At 71.7% G+C, this 4,456-nt stretch carries 4 protein-coding genes and 1 pseudogene; 4 read left to right on the top strand and 1 reads right to left on the bottom strand.

The window, feature by feature from the left end; genetic code table 11:
- Positions 1-333, top strand: a pseudogene (locus R6V09_RS46860) (IS701 family transposase); the annotation flags it as partial.
- A gap of 55 nt (positions 334-388) precedes the next feature.
- Here R6V09_RS46860 and R6V09_RS46855 read toward each other — a convergent pair.
- Positions 389-2,107: an ABC transporter family substrate-binding protein gene (locus R6V09_RS46855; protein ID WP_317887565.1), complete on the bottom strand. Its 1,719-nt coding sequence runs from the start codon at positions 2,105-2,107 to the stop codon at positions 389-391.
- A gap of 80 nt (positions 2,108-2,187) precedes the next feature.
- Here R6V09_RS46855 and R6V09_RS46850 point away from each other — a divergent pair, with 80 nt between their 5' ends.
- From R6V09_RS46850 to R6V09_RS46840, 3 genes are all read left to right on the top strand, one after another.
- The gene (locus R6V09_RS46850; RefSeq protein ID WP_317887564.1) at positions 2,188-3,171 is read left to right on the top strand and encodes an ABC transporter permease; all 984 of its coding nucleotides are present in this window, start codon (positions 2,188-2,190) and stop codon (positions 3,169-3,171) included.
- A complete protein-coding gene (locus R6V09_RS46845) occupies positions 3,168-4,061 on the top strand; it encodes an ABC transporter permease (protein ID WP_317887563.1) in 894 nt (297 codons plus the stop codon). Before R6V09_RS46850 ends, R6V09_RS46845 begins: the two co-directional genes overlap by 4 nt.
- A partial coding sequence (locus tag R6V09_RS46840) for an ATP-binding cassette domain-containing protein (protein WP_317887562.1) occupies positions 4,058-4,456 on the top strand: 399 nt, incomplete at its 3' end. The genes R6V09_RS46845 and R6V09_RS46840, both read left to right, overlap by 4 nt.

Here is a 4,456-nt window from a genome sequence, read left to right as displayed (position 1 = left end):
CCGGTGCTGCTGCGCGCGGACCCGGCCGCGGGCACGGTCCCCCGGCCGCGTCTGCTGCTGGCGGACTGGCCCTACGGCCGGTCCCGGCCGCGCGCCTACTGGCTGACGAACCTCCCGGCCCGCCGCCTGGCGGAGATCGTGCCGCTGGCGCAGTTGCGGCGGTTCGCGGAGGGGGCGCTCGGCCGGATGCACGAGGAGTTCGGGCTCGGCGACTTCGAGGGCCGCTCCTTCCGGGGCTGGCACCATCATGTGACGCTGGCCTCGGCCGCGCTCGGCTACGACATGGTGCGCCAGCAGGCGGACGAGAGAGCCCTGAGCCGTCCGCGTGCCTGAACCTGCCGGTCACAGCGGCCCCGTACGGAATCGTCCGTACGGGGCCGCCGTACGCTCACTTCTGCCAGCCGACCCGGCTGAAGTCGACGTCGCCGAGCCCCGGCACCCCGTAGTTGGCGAGGCCCTTGCGCACGGCGAGGATCTGGGGGCGCTGGTAGAGCTCGATGTCGTGGCCGAGCCGCCAGATCTCGGCGTCCGCCCGGTCGTAGAGCTGCTGGGCGGTCCGTTCGTCGAGGGCGCCGACGGCCTGGCCGAGGAGCTGGTCCACCCGGGCCGATCCGACCCCGCCGTAGTTCTGGAAGGGCTGTCCCGTCTCGGGGCGGCGGTAGATGGCGTAGGCCGAGCTCGGGTACGTCAGGCCGGTGAACCGGAAGATGGCGAGGTCGAAGTTGCCCTTCTCCAGGTACTGCGGTGCGTAGGCGGACGCGGGCACCTTCTGGATGTCGACCCGGACGCCGGCCTGGGCCAGCATGTGCTGGACGAGCTGGGCCAGGTCCTCGCCGAGCCGGTTGGTGCCCTCGCTGAGCACGAAGCGGAGGGTGAGGCTGGTGCCGTTCTTGACGCGGGTCTTTCCGGCGCCGGGACTCTTCCAGCCCGCGGCGTCCAGGGCCTGTTGGGCGGCCTTGAGGTCGTAGGTGCCGTAGGGCCGGGAGTTGTCGGTGTAGCCGGGCTGGTTGGTCATGAAGAAGTGGTTGCCGAGCAACGGCACCTTCACCGGGAGGCCTTCGGCCGCGACGTCGGCCAACGCGGTGCGGTCGACGGCCTGTTGGACGGCGTTGCGTACGGCCCGGTCGGCGAGCGGGCCGCCCGCGCCGTTGAGGGTGATGTGCACCTCGTCCCAGGCGGAGCCGATGCGGATCTCGCTGTCGCGGGCGCTCTTCAGCTGGGCGTAGGCCTCGCTGGTGGCGGCGTTGACCGCGTCGACCTCGCCGTTCAGGAAGGCCTGGAGGGCGGCGTCGGCGTCGAGGACGCGGAAGACGATCCGGTCGAGCCGGGGTTCGGTGCCCCACCAGCGGGGGTCGGGTACGAAGGTGAGGGTCTGCGCGGTCCTGTCGACCTTCGCGAGCTTGAACGGGCCCGCGCTGATGGGCAGTTGACCCTGCCAGCCGGAGTTGAAGCGCTGCGGGGTGTCATAGGCGGCGGCCGGGAAGAGCGGGGTGAACAGCCTGCGCCAGTCGGCGTACGGCTGCTTGAAGGTGACGCGCACCTCGTGCGCGCCGGCACCCTGGCGTACGTCGGCGATACGGTCGTAGCCGCTGGTGTCGGCGACCAGGTAGCGCTGGTCGGCGCCGCCGAGCGCGTGCCACTGGGCGGCGAAGTCCCGCCAGCTCAGGGCCTTTCCGTCGGACCAGCGGGCCTTCGGGTTGAGCCGGTAGGTGACAACCTGGGGCGAGGTGCCGGTGACGGACGCGGAGAGCAGGTACTCCGGGACCGCGTGCGGTTCGCCCTTGGCGTCGCGGACGAAGAGCCGCGGCTCGGTCATGCTGTCGACGGTCCACACGTCGTCCAGGGCGCCGTCGACATGGTCGAAGTTGAACTGCGTGATCATCTGCGCCATCGGCAGGGTCAGCGTGCCGCCCGAGCGGAGAGCGTCCGAGGGCTGGGCGTTGATGTCGTAGGTGCCGTAGGTCGGCAGCGCCGGACGGCGGGCGGTGCCGGGGGAACCGGAGCAGCCGGCCATGGCGAGGAGCACGAGCGTGCACATCAGCGAGCGCGCGAGCCGGCCCCGTAATCGCTCCACCCTGCGGCCCTCCCAGTACGGACGAACCGTCAACTGCCCGAACTGTCCTGCGCATTGCGGAGCCGGAGCTTAACATCACGATGTGTCACCCATATGAAGCGGAACGAGGGCCCATGCTCTCCCTGGTCGTCAGGCGCCTGGTCCACTGCACGATCCTCTTCCTCACCTCCGTCGTCCTCACCTACGCACTCGCCTCGACCGCGCTCGATCCGCGCGCCTACTTCGAGGGCCGTCAGCCGCCCCCGCCCGCCCGGGTCGTCGACGCGGAGCTGGCCCGGCTGGGCATGGACGACCGCGCCCCGCTGCCGGAGCGCTTCGCGCACTGGGCGGGACGGACCGTCCACGGCGACCTCGGCCTGACCATCGACGGGGAGTCCGTGAACGCCGAGTTCGGCCGCAGGGTCGGGGTGTCGGTGCGGCTGCTGCTGGTGGGCACCGTGGTGGGTACGGCGGTGGGGGTACTGGCCGGGGTGTGGGCGGCGGTCCGCCACCGCCGGCCGGGCGACCGGATCCTGACGGTGTTCTCGTTCGCGGTGCTGTGTGTGCCCACGTTCGTGCTGGCGCTGCTACTGAAGACCGGGGCCCTGGCGGTCAACCGGGCCGCCGGGAGCCAGGTCGTCCTCTACACGGGCGAGCACACACCGGGACTGCAGGGCGACTGGACCGTCCAACTGCGGGACACGGCAGCCCACTTGCTGCTTCCGGCGATCTGTGTGGCGATCCCCGCGATCGCCTCCTACAGCCGCTACCAGCGCGCCGCCACCCTCGACGTGCTGGGCGCCGACCATCTGCGCACCGCCCGGGCGAAGGGGCTCACACCGGGCCGTGCGCTGCTGCGGCACGGGCTGCGGATCTCGCTCGTCCCGGTGTCGGTGTTCTTCTCCTTCGGGATGCTGACCCTGTTCACCGGGGCCGTGTTCACCGAGGCGGTCTTCGGCTGGCCCGGCATGGGCAGTTGGCTCGTCGACTCGGTGCAGAAGGGCGATGTGAACTCGGTGGTGGCCGTCAACATCTTCGCCGCCGCCGTCGTCCTGCTCGCCGGGCTGCTCGCCGACGTCCTGCACGCGCTGCTCGATCCCCGGGTACGGCAGCCATGAGGGCCGGCGGACGGGGGCGCGCGGTACTGCGCCGGACGGTACGGCGGCCGGGGGCACTGTGCGGGCTCGCGGTCCTGCTGGTCCTGTTCGCCCTGGCGTTCCTGGGGCCGTACATCAGCCCGTGGACACACACGGACGTCGACTACACGGCGCTGCGGCACCCGCCGGACACGCGGCACTGGATGGGCACCAACCGGATCGGGCAGGACGTCTTCGCCCAGGTGGTGCGGGGACTGCAGAAGTCGCTGCTGATCGGGCTCCTCGTCGCGGTGTTCTCGACCGGGCTCGCCGCGGTGGTGGGCGCGTGCGCGGGCTACTTCGGCGGCTGGACGGACCGGGTGCTGATGTTCGTCGTCGATCTCATGCTCGTCCTCCCCGCCTTTCTCGTGCTGTCCGTGGCGGCGCCCCGGCTGCGCGACCGGAGCTGGATCGCGCTGGTCGGGCTGCTGGCGCTGCTGGGGTGGATGGTCACCGCGCGGGCGGTGCGCGGGATGACACGGTCTCTGAAAGAGCGTCAGTTCGTGGTGGTGGCACGGCTGATGGGGGTCTCGCCGGTACGGATCCTGTGGCGGCACGTGCTGCCGCACACGGCGTCGTTCCTCATCACGGACGCGACGCTGGCCGTGGGCGCGGCGGTGATCAGCGAGACCGGACTGTCGTACTTCGGTCTGGGAGTGCAGCCCCCGGACGTGTCCCTCGGCACGCTGATCGCGGACGCGACGGACGTGGCGCTGGTGTATCCGTGGATGTTCTTCTTCCCCACCGGGCTGCTGATCGCGTTCGTGCTGGCGGTGAATCTCGTCGGTGGTGCCCTGCGGGACGCGCTGGATCCGACGACGGCGGACGCGGTCGTGCCGTCCCGTACCGCCGTGTCTGAGGTGTCCGGGTGAACGCCGTCCTGGAGGTTCGTGGCCTGACAGTCGCCGTCGACGCGGGGCGACGGCCGCCGGTGCCCGTGGTGCGCGGCGTCGATCTCACCCTCCGGCGCGGTGAAGTGCTGGGCCTGGTGGGCGAGTCGGGGACCGGCAAGACCCTCACCGCACTCTCCCTCATGGGGCTCGCACCGCCGGGCGCCCGGGTGGGCGGGTCGGTACGGCTGCTCGGCGAGGAGCTACTGGCGTTGCCGGAGCGGGAGTTGGCGCGGGTACGCGGGCGCCGGATCGCCATGGTCTTCCAGGACCCGCTGCACGCCTTCACCCCGGTGCGGCGGGTCGGCGACCAGCTCGCGGAGGCGGTACGCATCCACCAACGGCCGCGCCCGCGCCGGGAGTCGGCGCTGCGGCAG

The sequence above is a fragment of the Streptomyces sp. W16 genome, from assembly GCF_033194735.1.
Lineage (GTDB): Bacteria > Actinomycetota > Actinomycetes > Streptomycetales > Streptomycetaceae > Streptomyces.
This window is presented reverse-complemented; position numbering and strand designations above follow the sequence as displayed.